The organism is Sphingobacterium sp. Mn56C (genome assembly GCF_049319645.1).
Taxonomy (GTDB): domain Bacteria; phylum Bacteroidota; class Bacteroidia; order Sphingobacteriales; family Sphingobacteriaceae; genus Sphingobacterium.
Genome location: NZ_JBMOUC010000003.1, coordinates 252,327 through 268,309, shown reverse-complemented (window position 1 = coordinate 268,309; position 15,983 = coordinate 252,327). Strand labels below are relative to the sequence as shown.

Below are 15,983 nucleotides of genomic sequence, written 5' to 3'. Positions count from 1 at the left end.
TAGGAAGGGTATTACTTTTCTAACCTTATTTTTTAATCCATATTATGGTAAACCGCTTGAACGTCGTCGTCCTCCTCGATTTTATCAATCATCTTAAGAACATCAGCAGCCTGTTCTTCCGTTAGCGTGGTATGTGACAGGGAGATACGCTCTAATTTTGCAGATTTAAGATCTACACCTTTATCCTCAAGCAAACGTTGCATATTTCCGAAGTCTTCAAATGAAGTCTGTACCACAACAATATCGTTGCCTTCTTCATCTGCCTCCACATATAACTCTTCCAAACCAGCGTCGATAAGCTCTAATTCCAATTCCTCGACATCTAAATCCTCTGTTGCAGCAAAGCGGAAAATAGACTTACGTTGGAAAATAAAGTCTAAAGATCCTGTTTTTCCTAATGAACCGCCAGCCTTAGTAAAATAACTACGTACATTACCTACCGTACGGTTGGTGTTATCGGTTGCTGTTTCAATAAGTACTGGAACGCCATGTGGGCCATATCCTTCGTATACATATTCTTCATACCCCTTAGCATCTTTTTCTGAGGCTCTTTTAATCGCTGCTTCCACGCGATCTTTTGGCATGTTTACGGCCTTAGCATTTTGGATAGCCGTTCTCAGGCGGGAGTTGTTCTCAGGATGAGGACCACCTTCTTTTACCGCCATAGCAATCTCTTTTCCTAAGCGTGTAAACTGAACCGCCATTTTGGCCCAGCGCTTAAATTTTCTTTCTTTTCTAAATTCAAAAGCTCTACCCATTGTTTACGAGTTGTTATTTTTAAGATTTTCGATCATGTCCTTGGTCATTGCAGGCAGGTCAAAATGGAGACTCCAATCCCAATCTTGTTGGGCATAGGTATCGTCAATACTTTGCGGCCACGAGTCGGCAATAGCCTGTCTAGGGTCACCTTGTGCGTAGGACATGTCAAAATTAGGAAGAATTTTTTTAATTTCTTCAGCGATCTCTGCAGGGGTAAATGAAATTCCTGCTAAATTATAACTCGAGCGAATACGTAACTGTTCTGCTGGAGCATCCATCAGCTGCAATGTAGCCCGCACAGCGTCGTTCATATACATCATCGGCAAGGCTGTATTTTCCGACAGAAAGCTTTGGTAAGCACCCTTTGCCAGCGCTTCGAAAAAGATATGTACCGCATAATCTGTTGTTCCGCCACCAGGGGCCGTTTTCCAGGATATAATTCCGGGATAACGGATACTACGAATATCCAATCCATATTTAGCATGGTAATATTCGCATAAACGCTCGCCCGACAGTTTGCTGATACCGTAAATACTGTTGGGATCCATCACACAATACTGTGGGGTATTAACTTTTGGGGAGTGTGGGCCAAACACAGCAATTGAACTTGGCCAGAATATTTTTTTTATGCCCAACTCAACGGCTAAATCCAGCACATTTAGCAGGCCATTCATATTTAAATCCCATGCCTTTTGCGGATACTGCTCGCCAGTAGCCGAAAGCATCGCCGCCAATAAGTAAACTTGTGTAGGTTTATACGTTAGAAATAGCGCTTTTAAGGCCTCTTTATCCAATACATTTATGGGGTGGAAAATATCATGGGAACCTAAATTTTGAGGTTCTCTGATATCCGTTGTGACAACATTTTCTACGCCAAATTTTTCGCGTAGCGCAATAGCCAATTCTGTTCCGATTTGGCCATTTGAACCTAAAATAATAACGGTCTCTTTCATCGGTACAAAGATATATTTTTAAACCCTTTTTAGCAATTCCCTGGCATGGGTACAGATTTCATGTTGTCGGCGTTTCTGCGCCTTAAAAGCCACATTATCGGCTGTTTTTGCCCGCCATTTCGTCCCATTTTTGCCCCCTTTTTTGAGCGCTTAACGTCTTATTTTCTAAGCCCAATTTTTAGGGTCTTTTTTTTACGATTAAACTCACATGTGTGGTCCTAAGGAAGAGGTATGAAGAGGAAATGTTGGTTTTCTTCACATGAATATAGTTTTAGGGCATTTATTTCAACCAGCTATTGCAGCAGAATTACAAATGGGATTCAAAAGATACCTCCTAAAAAAATAAATTTTCAGGGCGTTTTTTATATATATTTTAATTCCAAAATTCACTTCTTCTGTAGATCCTATCTATGCCTGAATTATTGTTGCTCATTGCAGGTGTTGTGAATTGAAAATTCGGAATAAATAACTTTTATAATTAGTAAATTGTTAATCATATGGTTGTAAAAGGTGTGCTTGATGTAATATATAGGGGTAAAAATTAAGAAAAATATAATTTTTATATAAAAATATGTTGTTTATTTATTAAGTTTGAAAATCTTAAACGGATAAATTTAGAAAATCATATTAAATTAAATTTTAAAAACATGAAAGTAGCAGTAGTTGGCGCAACAGGTTTAGTTGGGTCCGAAATGTTAACAGTATTGGCGGAAAGAAACTTCCCCGTAACAGAATTAATTCCGGTAGCCTCAGCGAGAAGTAAAGGTAAGGAAATTGATTTCAAGGGTAAGAAGTATAAGGTAGTTACTGTTGATGAAGCTATTGCTTTAAAACCCGATGTAGCGTTGTTTTCTGCAGGCGGAAGTACGTCTACAACCTATGCACCTTTATTTGCTGAAGCTGGGATTACTGTTATCGATAATTCATCGGCATGGCGTATGGATCCGTCGAAAAAATTAATCGTCCCTGAGGTGAATGCAGATGTATTAACAGCCGACGATAAAATTATTGCCAACCCAAACTGTTCCACCATTCAAATGGTTGTGGTATTAAAGCCATTGCATGAGAAATATAAAATTAAACGTGTTGTAGTTTCTACCTACCAATCTGTAACCGGTACCGGTGTTAAAGCGGTGCAACAGTTACAAGACGAACGCGCAGGTATCGATGGCGAAAAAGCATACCCATATCAAATTGACTTAAACGTTATTCCACATATCGATGTTTTCCAGGATAATGGATACACCAAAGAGGAAATGAAAATGATTAAGGAAACGAATAAAATTATGCAAGACGACAGCATTAAAGTTACCGCCACTACCGTTCGTATTCCGGTAATGGGTGGACACTCTGAAGCTGTAAATATTGAGTTTGAAAACGATTTTGACCTTAACGAAGTACGCGAGATATTGGCGCAAAGTGAAGGTATTGTTGTGGTAGACGATCCGACAAATCTGAAATATCCTATGCCAAAAGATGCACACGGTAAAGACGAAGTTTTTGTTGGACGTATCCGCCGTGATGAGTCGCAAGCTAAAACCCTTAACCTTTGGATTGTGGCAGATAACCTTAGAAAAGGTGCCGCGACAAATGCTGTTCAGGTGGCAGAGGTGTTAGCTAAAAAAGGATTAATATAATCCGCATATACGTAAAATTTTATAACCTAAATTCTATACAAAGCCGCCCATTTTAGGGTGGCTTTTTTTATGCTGTCCTCGACGAGGATCGGTACTGAGCTTTAACTACCCTGTTGTGGGTAAATGGAAGGCTAGCAAAAAGCGGAGTCAGGTTCGTTAGAATGCTCTGGGGTTACTTCTAGCTTACTGCATTTCCTAGTATAGCCTTTACTAGCGACCTAAGGCCATCTCTTAATACAGGCTGTATTAAGAGATATGGACCACGAAAAAGGGCTGTTCTACATGTAGAACAGCCCTTTTTATTTAAAAAGTTTTATATATAGTTATTATCTAACTTGTGTAAATCTCCAAGTATCGTATAATTTACCTGCAGAAGTTTCACCTGTAGTAATAAATCCTTTACCATCGATAGAGAAGGCTACAGCACCTGTTCTAGCATTTTGTGGTAAAGCTTGGTGTTTATTGTCCCAAGAGTTCGCTGCGATATCATATTTCCACACATTAGCCAAGAAAGAACCTTTTCTTCCACTAACAACATAACCATAGTTGCCGATAACAAATGTTGAAGCACCCTCACGCGTGATATCGTAGGTATTATCCGTATCCTTTAAGTCAGCACCTCTAGACCATTTTGTACCATCAAAGATATAAAACTCCTTCGGGTAAGACTCGGCACCACCTAAGCTGTTACCGCCACCGATATACGCTTTACCATCTTTAACGAAAACAAATGCATTATACATTCTGTCTGTTAAGTCAGAGTTTATGGCTGTCCACGTGTTGGTTTTAGGGTCATAACGGTAAAAGTCTTTGTAAGGTGTTCTATCCTTGTCGGCACCTAAACCCACATAACCATAACCACCTAAAGAAAAGCCGATAGCACCATAGCGTGCAGACGCATTATCTGGAAGTGGTGCAATAGCAGTCCATTTTTTTGTTGCTGGATCATACTGGTAAAAATCTTTGAATACATCTGTACCGTTAGTACCTGTACCAACATAACCCTTGCCATCGATCTGGAAACCTACCGCTGCATATCTTGCATCCGGGAAGTCAGCACCTTGGATTCTAGACCAAGAGTTGCCATCGAATGTCCAAGTATCATTAACACGGTTATTATTGTTTGATAAGCCACCTACTAAATATCCAATTTTATCGATTTGAAAAGAGGCTGCGCCACTTCTAGCTGCACCGTCGAAACCAGAAACTTTTTCCCATTCTGTAGGTCCGTTGTCTACACCATCGGTATCGCTACTTTTTTTACATGAATTAAATGCACCTAACGTAATAACGGAGGCTACGATAAGGTATAGCCAATTTTTCTTATTCATAAATTATTTGAATTTAGTATATACAATGTTTAATTTAATTTTTGGTCTGTTTGCATCATCAACAGCAATCGCTGTTCTATTTAATGCATTAAATAAATCTGAATTTGAGGCTGAAATTAATAAACTTCTGTCAGCATTCGCTGGATTATTTACAGTTTTTAAGTACTCGATCAAATCAAAGGTATATGTCCCGGTAGTACCCAGCTGGTTTCCAGGGATAAAGTTTGCCGTTAATATAGCCCCTCTAAACGGGTCAACAACATAACTAACAGGAACATCCGATTTATTTGCAATCATCAGCGATAGCTGTGGAGCCGTTGGAAACGGTCCTTTATTTTCTGAGGTGGTCTCCACAATCAGCTGTGCCTTATTTATAGCCATATTTTCTTGCTCTATAAACTTGGATAACGATGGAATCACAATTTTTGCTACAACACCTGTACCCGATTGTATAAAAACCCTACCTGCAGTTTCTGCACTAGGAATGGTCCTTTTAGTTTCATTTAGTGTTGCATAAGGCGTTCCGGAACGATCGTAGGCAATATTATTATAGTTCATGCTATTAGAAGATACCGCAACAGTTTTAGCCTCTTTTTTTCTAAAACCATCGGCGCCAATATACGAGTAATGTAGACGTACGTTTATGGTATCATTAAGGCCAAGAATAATTTTATTCTTAGCATCTGGAATCAGGCTAAGCCCCTGGATATAACGTTGAAACTCGTCTTGCGTCTTCAGGCGGTAATCTCCAGTTTTGATTTTATCAAATAAATCCTTCCCAAAATTATCTTGTAGTCGAACCTTGATGGTATCGATTACCTGTAAACCCGCTTTTGCCGTCACCTTTCCTAATGCTGTTGCATTATAAGCAAAAGTGTCGTGGCTAAAAATGCCAGGTGCGGTAACATAAACAGGACGGTTATATTGGTCGATAGCCGTGGTTAAATCCGTTGTTTTAATCTCCTCGGTTACCTGATGCACCGAGAAACTTAAGGCCGTTGTAGTATCGCCAAAGTAGTAGCGAGAGTGTGCCGGTTTTATTTCCAGATTTACAGAGTCAAAAACTGCATCCGTAGGGAAGTCGTTGGTAACATTCTGTATCTGAAGTCTAAAATAAGCAGATGCTATGGCCGAGCCGATATCCTGTGGAGATGCTTTACCTACAAGCAGGACGCCTTTTCTGTCTGTTGGGAGATGAAGTAATTGATGCGTAGACGCATGTACTGTCATTGTGTCGTTTACCAGAATCCCCATATTCTCGTCCGGTGGATTTAAGGAAACACTTATATCTTTATTACAGCTTGTTATAGCAAATGCTGTAAGTAGCGTGAATGATAAAAGTAAAAAGTATCTTGTGCCTAATCGTATCCTCATATTTATTTGATAACATGCAAATTTAAGTAATAGCTATTGTTAATATGTGTTATAATATGTTAAATATAGCTTTGCTTAGTTTGAGTAGCAAATCTAAGCAATTAAATTTGTTTTAATCATGTTAAAAAAGTATAAAATATTGGTCTTTATGATCCTGCTTTCCATGCTTGGAATGCTGGCTATTGTAAGCCTATGGCTATATGACGGCTATGTGAATAAGCGTGAGGGCTTGGTGCTGGAAGTCGAGCGTAGTTTCTTCAATAGCATCCAGAGCTATTACGAAGACCACCAGGAAGCTATTGATGAAAAGCGGAAGCAATATTTTTCCCGCGAAGGGGATAAGTTTATTCAAGAGCTCAAGAAAGTGTACCCCCATATTAATGAGGAAGCCTATCAGTCGATTTGGGATAGCTTGATTTTGGAAAGAATGAAAAAATATCAAGTAAAAAGAGAAGCCAAAATTGAACCCACAGAACCTTCCACCCTAATACCTTCTTTTTTATTGCAAAACATTGATTTCACGCCGGAGACAATACAGCGGCTCGATGGTTTACTCCGCGAGTCTTTACGTAGAAAGGGTATTAATACCGATATATCCGTAGAATTGGTGGTGTTAACCGAAAAACCCAAACGCAAAGGATCTACCATTGTACAAATTGATGCCGATGGCTGTATGGTAACCCGTCCTGTCTTGGTAAATCCGATGCAGCAGCAGTACCTTCTGGCAAGATTTGATCAGCCTGTTTTGTATCTTTTAGGGAAGCTATGGACACAGCTGGCATTGGCTATGCTCTTGCTGCTGGCGCTGTTAGCGACATTTGTCTATGTGTTGTGGACCATACAGCGGCAGAATAAAATGGCCCTGTTGCGTAAGTCCTTTGTTAATAATATGACCCACGAGCTGAAGACCCCTGTGGCGACGGTAATGGCGGCCATTGAGTCGGTGCAACGTTATGGTGCTAAAAACGATAAGTTTAAGATGGAGCGTTATTTAGAAATCTCTAAACAGGAGCTCGAGCATCTAACGACTATGATAGAGAAAGTTCTGCAGCTTGATATAGATGAAATGAAGGGCATGGTATTACAGAAAGTGGATATAGACCTGATTCCATTGCTGCAGCAATGCCTGGAGACGGCCCAAATATCAGCGCGCAAGAAGACAAGCATAACCCTGGTCGACTCACCGGAGTCGGTGTATATCCATGCCGATGCAGCTCATTTAAAAAATGTGTTTAGCAATTTGTTGGATAATGCGTTAAAATATGCCAAGGAAGAGGTGCAGGTACAAATATCGGTAAAAGTAATCGGAAAGGCTGTAGAAATACGGGTGCAGGATAATGGCATTGGTATAGCGTCTACGTACCATAATGATATTTTTGATATGTTCTTTCGGGTGCCTAATGGTAACTTGTACGCTGTAAAAGGGTTTGGACTAGGCCTTGCCTATGTTAAACAGGTGATGTTACAACATCAGGGTAGCGTAAAGGTGAGCTCTGTTGTTGGCGAGGGAACTGTATTTATTCTTAACATTCCAATTCGGTAAGTATGATTAATGTGTTGTATGTTGAAGATGAACAGAGCTTGGCCTTAATTGTTGCCGATAGTCTCGAGGATCATGGTTTTCAGGTCGTGCACCGTGAAAATGGGCAGGATGCCTTAAAGTATTTTAAAAAAGAGAAGGTAGATGTTTTGGTGCTGGATATTATGATGCCGATAATGGATGGTTTTACCCTCGCCACGGAAATACGCAAGTTGGATGTTCAGGTGCCCATTTTATTTTTGTCGGCAATGACGCAGACAGACGATGTGGTAAAGGGTTTCCACCTGGGGGCAAACGATTATATCCGCAAGCCCTTTAAGATTGAAGAGTTAATTGTCCGTATCGAGGCTTTGGTGAAAAGGGTGAAGCGTGTGGGGCCACAGGTTTTCCATATTGGGGATTATATTTTTGATGCCAATAAAAACACGCTGCAATATAAGGATACCCTCGAAAAACTCTCCTACCGCGAAATGGAGCTTATCCGCCGTTTATTTGAAAATAAAGAACAGGTTGTGCCCAGGGAGGACATCATAAAAACCTACTGGGGCGATGATACCTATTTTACAGGGCGTAGTTTAGATGTTTTTATCAGTAGAATAAGAAAATACTTTATCCATGACGAGCGTATAAAAATTACCAATGTACGTGGTATTGGCTATGTAATGAATATTGGTTAATTTAAAGGCATGAAAGCACTAATTATTGTTGACTTACAAAAAGATTTCCTTCCCGGCGGTGCCTTAGAGGTGCCACAGGGAGACGAAATTATTCCCTTAATAAACGGCTTAATGCCGAAGTATGACCTGGTCGTGGCTACCCAAGATTGGCATCCGCTGAAACATCAGAGCTTTGCTGCGCAGCATCCCGAGCATAATGTTTTTGATGTTATCGCATGGCATGGGCTGGAGCAGACTTTATGGCCTAACCATTGTGTACAGGGTACGGTAGGTGCGGAGCTGTCTGAGGCTTTACATCAGGAGCGTATTGAAGCAATATTCCGCAAGGGTATGGATGTGGCGGTAGATAGCTACAGTGGGTTTTACGATAACGACCGTCGCAAGAATACCGGCCTGCATGGATATCTGCAGAATCGCGGTATTTCTGAAGTGCATATCTGCGGCCTGGCGGCCGACTTTTGTGTTTTCTTTACCGCCATGGATGCCTTAAGTTTGGGGTATAAGACAGCCATTGTTTCTCGTGCAACAAAGGCCATAGATAAGGATAGTTATATGTCGAAAAAAGAACGCTTTATTCATGGGGGTGGACTTTTTGTGTAAACGTCTGCAGCTATGTTTCCTAGATCACGGCTTTTCTATTGGATATTTATAATAAAATTTGCTGTTTTTTGATATTTATGAAGTATTGTGTAAAAAATAATACAAAATAGGCAATTTAAAAAAATGAATATATTTGTAGCTGTAATGATAGTCGCATGAAAGAATCCGCTTTGAGTAGAAAAGAAAAGATTATGCAAGCTGCTTTAAGTTTGTTTGCCGAGAAAGGGTATGGTGATACTTCAACCAAAGAAATTGCTGCGGAAGCAGGCGTCTCCGAGGCACTGATATTTAAACATTTTGGCAATAAGGATGCCCTGTTGTCGCATCTTATAAAATCAGGGTACAGACGTATTCTTCAACATCATCGCGGTATGATGACCTATGTTAATGCCAAGGATTTTCTCCGTAATATGATTGTGCTGCCCAGTAAGCTGGTGGCCGAAGAGCCCTTATTTTGGAAATTGCAGGAGCGGCTGTCTCATCTGCAATTTTCTAAACAACAGCATGAGCTGTTTATGAAGCCTGTGCAGCCAATTATTACACGTGCTTTTGCCGAGCTTGGGTATACTAACCCTGAAATTGAAACCCATTTTCTGCTTTTGTTAATCGATATGCTGTGGAAGAAAGAGGCCTGTGGGGAGCTCGATAATTCTTTAGATATCGCGCGCCTCTTGGAAGGGAAATACAATTTATTGTAGTGCGGTTTTATGCGGTTTGCTTTTTTGTTTTGAATAAAATATAAGGCTGATACCCTAAATATTTGTATTTTAGAGCACTAAATTACGATAATATGTTTAGAAATATGGTATTAGGTGCGCTTTTGTGCCTGTTTTCGGGGTCTGCATTGGCGCAGAAGCGTCCTGATTTTGTTCCCTTTATCAACCAGCAGCATGCATGGGTAGACTCTGTATTTAATAGCCTTACGCCAAAGGAACGTATCGGGCAGTTGTTTTTGGTGCGTGCGCATACCAATTTAGGGCCAGAATATATCGATTCAGTCGCTCGTGTTATTCAGGAAGAACAGTTGGGCGGGCTCGTGGTATTCCAAGGGGGCCCTGTGCGTCATGTGGATATGTTTAACCGGTACCAAAAGCTTAGTAAAGTGCCCTTATTAATTACCTTCGATGGCGAATGGGGCTTGGGAATGCGGCTTCCCGACTCTACGTTGTCGTTTCCTTATCAAATGACATTAGGTGCGATTCAGGATAATAGGCTGATTTACGACATGGGGCGTGAGGTGGCCAAAGACTTCTTACGCTTAGGGATGCATTTTAACTTTGCCCCTGTTGTTGATATTAATAATAACGCTAAAAACCCCGTTATTGGCTTCCGCTCCTTTGGCGATAATAAGTTTAATGTTACGCATAAGGCTAAGGCGTACATGCAGGGGATGGTGGATGGGGGCATTATTGCTTCCCTTAAACATTTCCCGGGGCATGGCGATACAGATGTGGATTCGCACCACGATTTGCCACAGCTTAATTTTACGAAGGAACGCTTGTATAATTTGGAGATGTATCCTTTTAAAACATTAATTCAGGAGGGTGCTCCGGCAATAATGGTCGCACATATGCATATTCCGGCATTGGATAATACCGCAAATATTCCCTCTTCAATTTCTAAAAAAGTCGTGACCGATGAATTGCGGACAGCTCTCGGTTTTAAGGGGCTTACCGTAACGGATGCCATGGATATGAAAGGGGTGAAGAAATTTTTTCCCAACGGTGAGGCTGATGTTATGGCAATTGAAGCGGGTCATGATTTGTTGGAAGTTTCAGAAAATAGTGCCCGGGCTATTGCACTTGTTGAGCAGTCTATTGCCTCAGGAAGACTATTGCAAGGAGATATTGACCAGCGTGTAAAGCGGGTGCTGGCAGCCAAATATTGGTTGGGCCTGGATAATTACCAACCTACACCTGTACCTCATCTTTTTGACGACTTAAACCGCCCTTCCAGCATGTCGCTGATACAACGGTTGGCAGATGCTTCTGTTACGCTGTTAAAATCCAAAAAAAGGATCCATAGTTTTGATACCAAAGTGGCAACAGCGGTCGTAAGTATCGGCATAACGGAGCCACAGGATTTCGAACTGGGCTTGGCGCAACAATTGCATCAGGGTACTGCTTTCTATATCAGTGGTTTGGAAACGCCGGATGAACTTAAGGCCCTGGTAAAGCAGATTCGTGCCCATAAACAGATTGTCCTGGCCATACATGATAACCGTTCGCGTCCGCGTAGTGAGCTTCCGCTAAACGATGCTGTTAAAGGTTTTATGGATGCTATCGCTGGGCGAAAGACCATCACCTGTATGTTTACGACCCCTTATGTGCTGAATACGGTGCCGGTAGGGCATAGTGCAAGCCTTATTATGGCCTACCAAAATGAGGCATTTATGCAGCGTGCTGCCTTAAAGGTGCTGCTGAAACAGATTAAACCTACAGGTAAGCTGCCGGTTACGGTATCAAAGACATATGCCTACGGGAAAGGTCTTTAGGCCCTGATATGGGTTTTTCCGTTGTCCTGCGCGGGGATGTGGTCTGCTCTTATAGGTGGGGGCAATATCCCCGCCTAGCCGCTGCAATGTAGGCTTGCTTTCATTGGGGTATTCCGGGTAATAATCACGTTTATAAGGTATAAAATATAGGCGCTATTTTAGGTGGCTTCTTCTTTTCGTTTGCAATTTGCTTTGCTATGAAATAGTGATAACTTTGACTCAAATAATTTAGACTTAAATCGTAATGGCTAAAGAGCAGATTTCAATATTCGATATGTTTAAGATTGGTATCGGACCGTCGAGTTCGCATACCTTAGGCCCTTGGCGTGCCGCACAGCGTTTTGTGGAGGTATTAAAAAATAAGGGGGAACTGGCTCAGGTTGAGCAGGTGAATATTCTGCTATATGGATCTTTAGCAAAAACAGGCGTTGGCCACGGAACTGATATTGCCGTACTTTTAGGTCTTAGTGGCGATGACCCGGTGACCTTTGATGTGTATCAGGTTATGCCAAAGGTGGAGCAGATTAAAAGGCAGCAGCAGCTGACCTTGGGCGGCGTGCATGAAATTTCTTTTTCCTATAGCGAGCAGCTGATGTTTTTGTTTGATCAGAGCTTACCTTACCATCCTAATGCGGTTACTTTCCAGGCTTTTATGCATAATGGTACGGCCGTTAGTGAAACCTATTATTCTATTGGTGGTGGGTTCGTTGTGCAGGAGCATGAGGAGGCCGGGGCCTTGTCGGAAATCGATCTCCCTTTTCCGGTAGATACCGCAACCGAACTCATGAAGTGGTGTATGCGAACGGGGTTGAAAATATCGGAATTGGTATTGGAGAACGAGCTTTCCTGGAGACCTGAAGCGGAAACGCGCGCGGGTATAATGGCTATTTTCAATGCCATTAAAGCGTGTATATATAAAGGCTGCCATAGCCAAGGCGTGCTGCCGGGTGGTTTACATGTGGAGCGTAGGGCCGCGAAATTGAATAAACGTATGCTGCAGGGGAGAGCCTATCAGGATTACGATACCTGGGTGGAGGCGGTATGCGCGGGGGGCAAAGACTTTGGCTATATCCTTGATTGTGTGAGTTGCTTTGCGCTTGCCGTAAATGAGGAGAATGCCTCCTTTGGTCGTGTGGTTACGGCGCCGACGAATGGCGCTGCCGGCGTTATACCGGCAGTATTGCAGTATTTTATAACTTTCTACGATTGTTATAATGAGGAGAAGATCATACAATTTATCGCAACGGCGTCGGAAATAGGCTCGATTTTTAAAAAAGGAGCTACCATCTCTGCCGCAATGGGGGGCTGCCAGGCAGAAATCGGTGTGTCGTCGGCAATGGCGGCGGGGGCATTAACAGAATGCTTGGGCGGTTCGCAACGGCAGGTGCTGATGGCTGCAGAAATCGCTATGGAGCATCACCTGGGCCTTACCTGTGACCCCATAGGTGGTTTGGTGCAGATCCCTTGTATTGAGCGCAATACAATGGGCGCTATCAAGGCCATTACAGCGGCGCAGCTGGCTTTGCAATCGAACCCTGATAAGGCGAAGGTTAGCCTAGATGCTGTGGTTAGCACCATGTGGGATACCGCACAGGATATGAACGTTAAATACAAGGAAACTGCCGATGGTGGCTTGGCCATTAAGGTACCCTTAAGTTTGCCAGAATGTTAGTTTTTTTATCTTTGCCTTTATGATGAATTATTGTGCTTTGGCATCGGGCAGTAACGGCAATAGTTATTATATCAGTACAGCAAATACAGCGGTATTAATTGATGTAGGTATAAATAGCAAACATATGCACCTGCGTATGCACAAGCTGGGCTTAGCGCCTGAGGCTGTACGTGCCATTTTTATTACCCACGAGCATACCGATCATATTCGGGGCCTTTCGGTTTTCGCCAAGAAATATAATATTCCTGTGTACATAACGCAAGGGAGTTATGCGGGTAGCAGGCTGCACCTGCCTCCACATCTAGTGCATATTATTGCGGTAGATCAGGTGGTGCAGGTAGATGATCTGACGGTTACGGCATTTCCTAAGGTGCACGATGCGAAGGAGCCTTGTAGTTTTATGGTGACCGATGGGATTACAAATTTGGGTATCCTAACCGATGTTGGGCATGGTTGTGAGCAAGTGAAGTCGGCAATAGCGCAATCGGATGTTTTATTGCTCGAGAGTAATTACGACGAACAGCTGCTGCAGACCGGGAGGTATTCCTATTATTTGAAGAATAGAATCAGCGGTGGCTTCGGGCATATTTCTAATGCAGCAGCATTAGAGCTTTTTGTAACACACCGTACGCCACGGTTAAAACACCTGATTTTAGGGCATTTATCGGGGGAGAATAATTCGGTGGATCTGGTGCGTGAAACCTTTGAGCTACATTGTACGGATATTCGGTTATCTATTGCCACACGCGAGCAGGAAACGGAGCTTTTTACGGTATAGCCGATTCCCTATTTATGGGGATATTAATTTTCGAAAAACTGGTATAATTTTGGTGAAATCTTTCAACAGATTTTACCTTTTTTTATTTTACTATGAAACATAAGCTTTTTATATGGCTATTTGCGGTATTGGGATTGACGTTAAACACTGCTGCTTGGGCACAAACTGTCGACTGGTCGCCGCAATACAGCACGCGTTGGGGTTACTTGTATAAGAATCGGGATGCTAAGACAGAAAAACTCGGCGTCTTTAGTACCGAAGCTTCCCTGATGCTACTGGATTCCACAAAAACACAGTATTTCGTGCGGGTAAGCAATGGGGATGAGGGATATATCGATAAACAGAGGCTTACAAAAGCTATGTTTGGTAAAACTTCTCCCGGCGAGCCTCAGCAATATTTTTATCGCGGTAAGGCAGGCCAACAAGGGGCACATTTGTATGTACAGGCTACCGAGCTGCGTATACGTTCGGCACCGACCACCGCAAGTAACGCCGTAGGGAAGCTAAGCTTGAATGCTATGGTACTGTACGACTATATGCCGCTATATCCGGAGGGATGGGTTTATGTAGGCGATCACTTTCATGAGGATGAGCAGTTTATTATGGCAAAGTTTCTCGGTCCTGAACTAACCTATGATGATTTGTATAAAGCGTACCTAGACGTTAAGGATGGAGATAGGACGCAAGCCCTGGTGCAGGTAGGTAGGTTGCGCGATTTAGCTTGGCAGAACGAAAAGTTCGATAAGCTACAGCAGAGCCTAACGTTGTGGAAAGAGGCCCATGTTAAGGCCGGTGAGACCAATGCAAAAGTCGACATTGAATTGGAGCTCCTATTGGCAAAAAAGTTGGCCCAGAAGCCATCTTTTGCGGTTATAGAAAAATCCGTGAAGGCCTTGAATATCCGTTATCAGCTTGGCGACCTAACCTTAATAGATGGTAAAATCACGGAAAAACAAGCACAACAGCTGCAATGGAAGCGGGTGAAAAATATCCCCGATTTCCCGGAATGCGGCTGGGATCCTGTATTCTATTACAGCGCTGATGCTGGGGTTATTGCATTCGAAGCTTTCGGCCGCAGTGTGTTGGGCACAGTCGAGACCCTGAAAATTAAGGAGCAGCAGTTGCTAATTTTTGGGGACCAAAAAATGGATAATAACTATACGGAAGAACAGTTTATTCGTCAATTTGGCCATTTGGCGGAGGTGTCGTGGATAAGTAGCCCGCATGCCTACCGAATCCCAGTCGGCGATGCTGGCTTTTACCAACTGGTTTTTAAATCGGGCCTGCTGGTCGAAGTAAAAATGATCTATTACTGCTAGCAGCAATAGGTCATTTTTAGCCAAAAAAAGGTTACACTGCAAAAGCCAAAACCTATATACCTAATTACAGCAATTCCATGTGGAACAACGCTGCGATATGGTTTTTAAGTTTTGTCTTTACCTCCTCGATATCGACCTTAAACCCCAGTTCGCGTTCTAAGGACGTCACATCTTTGTCGTCTATGCCACAGGGTACAATATGCCCGAAATAACTGAGGTCCGCGTTAACATTAAAAGCGAAACCATGCATCGTTACCCAACGGGAGGCACGAACGCCCATAGCGCAAATCTTGCGCGCCGTTTCCTTATCGGCATCAATCCAAACGCCTGTGAACCCCGGGTATCGGCCGGCTATAACACCATAATCTGCCAAGGTTAAGATAACCGCTTCCTCTAGGGTACGTAGGTATAAATGTATATCGGTAAAAAAATTGTCCAAGTCTAAAATTGGATACCCCACAATCTGGCCAGGGCCATGGTAGGTAATATCGCCACCACGATTTATTTTGTAGTAAGTAGCCTCCTTTTCTTTAAGCCCTTCCTCATCCAACAGCAGGTACTCCTCATGTCCACTTTTCCCTAAGGTATATACATGTGGGTGCTCGGTAAAAATAAGATAATTGGGGGTAGGTAAAGCCGTTTGATTGATTCTGTTCTCCTGCTTTAAGGCCAGGATAGCAGCAAAAACCTCCTCTTGTCGGCGCCAGGCATCCTGGTAGTCCAGCAATCCCCAGTCCATGAAATTAACATGTTTATTCATTCGATCTATTGTTATGGGCAGCAAGGGGCTGCAGCCACATTTTGTACGCTACTGCCCTTTGATGCCATCCTGATAGTCTGATACTCTGA

General features: G+C 42.6%; 14 protein-coding genes. 9 read left to right on the top strand and 5 right to left on the bottom strand.

Annotation, left to right across the window (positions count from 1 at the left end):
• Window positions 1-32: 32 nt before the first annotated feature.
• Both ACL9RF_RS10725 and ACL9RF_RS10720 read right to left on the bottom strand, forming a co-directional pair.
• Window positions 33-758: a YebC/PmpR family DNA-binding transcriptional regulator gene (locus tag ACL9RF_RS10725; RefSeq protein WP_422800623.1), complete on the bottom strand. Its 726-nt coding sequence runs from the start codon at window positions 756-758 to the stop codon at window positions 33-35.
• 3 nt (window positions 759-761) lie between these two features.
• Entirely contained in the window at window positions 762-1,712 is a 951-nt protein-coding gene (locus tag ACL9RF_RS10720; protein ID WP_422800622.1) for an NAD-dependent epimerase/dehydratase family protein, read from the bottom strand.
• 647 nt (window positions 1,713-2,359) lie between these two features.
• Between ACL9RF_RS10720 and ACL9RF_RS10715 the strand changes: the two genes are divergently transcribed.
• Window positions 2,360-3,349 carry an aspartate-semialdehyde dehydrogenase gene (locus ACL9RF_RS10715; protein ID WP_422800621.1) on the top strand — a complete coding sequence of 330 codons (990 nt, stop codon included), beginning with the start codon at window positions 2,360-2,362 and terminating at the stop codon, window positions 3,347-3,349.
• Between the two features lie 326 nt (window positions 3,350-3,675).
• On the opposite strand, the gene ACL9RF_RS10710 is transcribed toward ACL9RF_RS10715, so the two are convergent.
• Window positions 3,676-4,680 carry a Kelch repeat-containing protein gene (locus tag ACL9RF_RS10710; RefSeq protein ID WP_422800620.1) on the bottom strand — a complete coding sequence of 335 codons (1,005 nt, stop codon included), beginning with the start codon at window positions 4,678-4,680 and terminating at the stop codon, window positions 3,676-3,678.
• Window positions 4,681-4,683: 3 nt separating this feature from the next.
• Window positions 4,684-6,054: a hypothetical protein gene (locus tag ACL9RF_RS10705; RefSeq protein ID WP_422800619.1), complete on the bottom strand. Its 1,371-nt coding sequence runs from the start codon at window positions 6,052-6,054 to the stop codon at window positions 4,684-4,686.
• Window positions 6,055-6,172: 118 nt separating this feature from the next.
• Here ACL9RF_RS10705 and ACL9RF_RS10700 point away from each other — a divergent pair, with 118 nt between their 5' ends.
• From ACL9RF_RS10700 to ACL9RF_RS10665, 8 genes are all read left to right on the top strand, one after another.
• The gene (locus ACL9RF_RS10700; RefSeq protein ID WP_422800618.1) at window positions 6,173-7,597 is read left to right on the top strand and encodes a sensor histidine kinase; all 1,425 of its coding nucleotides are present in this window, start codon (window positions 6,173-6,175) and stop codon (window positions 7,595-7,597) included.
• A 2-nt stretch (window positions 7,598-7,599) separates the two neighbouring features.
• Window positions 7,600-8,271: a response regulator transcription factor gene (locus tag ACL9RF_RS10695; protein WP_422800617.1), complete on the top strand. Its 672-nt coding sequence runs from the start codon at window positions 7,600-7,602 to the stop codon at window positions 8,269-8,271.
• Window positions 8,272-8,280: 9 nt separating this feature from the next.
• Window positions 8,281-8,871 carry a bifunctional nicotinamidase/pyrazinamidase gene (gene pncA / locus ACL9RF_RS10690; protein WP_422800616.1) on the top strand — a complete coding sequence of 197 codons (591 nt, stop codon included), beginning with the start codon at window positions 8,281-8,283 and terminating at the stop codon, window positions 8,869-8,871.
• A 155-nt stretch (window positions 8,872-9,026) separates the two neighbouring features.
• On the top strand, window positions 9,027-9,569 hold the full coding sequence (locus ACL9RF_RS10685) for a TetR/AcrR family transcriptional regulator (RefSeq protein ID WP_422800615.1): 543 nt from the start codon (window positions 9,027-9,029) through the stop codon (window positions 9,567-9,569).
• 92 nt (window positions 9,570-9,661) lie between these two features.
• Window positions 9,662-11,365, top strand: a complete 1,704-nt coding sequence (locus ACL9RF_RS10680; RefSeq protein ID WP_422800614.1) for a glycoside hydrolase family 3 protein — start codon at window positions 9,662-9,664, stop codon at window positions 11,363-11,365.
• Window positions 11,366-11,609: 244 nt separating this feature from the next.
• A complete protein-coding gene (locus tag ACL9RF_RS10675) occupies window positions 11,610-13,037 on the top strand; it encodes an L-serine ammonia-lyase (RefSeq protein ID WP_422800613.1) in 1,428 nt (475 codons plus the stop codon).
• Window positions 13,038-13,056: 19 nt separating this feature from the next.
• On the top strand, window positions 13,057-13,815 hold the full coding sequence (locus tag ACL9RF_RS10670) for an MBL fold metallo-hydrolase (protein ID WP_422800612.1): 759 nt from the start codon (window positions 13,057-13,059) through the stop codon (window positions 13,813-13,815).
• A gap of 92 nt (window positions 13,816-13,907) precedes the next feature.
• A complete protein-coding gene (locus ACL9RF_RS10665; RefSeq protein ID WP_422800611.1) occupies window positions 13,908-15,134 on the top strand; it encodes a hypothetical protein in 1,227 nt (408 codons plus the stop codon).
• Between the two features lie 64 nt (window positions 15,135-15,198).
• Here the strand turns inward: ACL9RF_RS10665 and lipB are convergent, their stop codons facing one another.
• Complete coding sequence (gene lipB, locus ACL9RF_RS10660; RefSeq protein WP_422800610.1) at window positions 15,199-15,894, bottom strand: lipoyl(octanoyl) transferase LipB; 696 nt, start codon at window positions 15,892-15,894, stop codon at window positions 15,199-15,201.
• Between the last annotated feature and the right edge of the window lie 89 nt (window positions 15,895-15,983).